Consider the following 729-nt stretch of genomic DNA (forward strand, 5'->3'; position numbering starts at 1 on the left):
CCAGGCCGGCAACCAAGCCCAGGTCAACTGGAGCTAACCCCCACCCGCAACCCCCGATACCCCCACGCCCCAGCGCGGGGGCATCACCCAACCCCCGCCCACCGCGCCCACCGCACGCACGGCCACCGCCCACCTCGCCCACCTCGCCCACCGCACGCACGGCCGCCGCACGCAGGGCGCCGCCGCACGCAGGGGCACGGCGCGGCGCCGCCGAGCGGACCCGTTTCAGCGCCCTAGGGCACGCCCGAACGGGACCACTCCGCGGAATGGACGCGCTCGGCCCGCAACCCGGGCGCGAGGCGCAGGCGCGAGGCGCTCAGGGACCGGGCGCCGCCGAGCGGACCCATCTCGGCGCGCTATGGCACGCCCGAACGGGGCCACTTCGCGGAGCGGGCACCTGGCGCGGGGCACGCAACGCGCCGCGCGCAGGGGGCGGGGCACGGCGTGGCCGAGGGGGCCCGGTTCAGCGCGCTACAGCACGCTCGAACGGGACCGCTTTGCGGAGCGGACGCTTGGCGCGTGGGCGCTGCCGAGCGGCCCCATTCCAGCGCTTTACAGCACGCCCGAACGGGACCGCTTTGCGGAGCGGGCACGTGCTGCGCCGCGGGCAGGGGGCGGGGCGCCGTGCCGCCGAGCGGGCCCGTTTCAACGCGTCATGGCACGCCCGAACGGGACCGCTCACGCCGCGCCACGCCAGGGCGCGCCACGCGCGGCACGCGGAGCCGGCAC

Origin of the sequence: Cryptosporangium sp. NPDC048952 (assembly GCF_043197895.1) — a bacterium.
Classification (GTDB): domain Bacteria; phylum Actinomycetota; class Actinomycetes; order Mycobacteriales; family Cryptosporangiaceae; genus Cryptosporangium.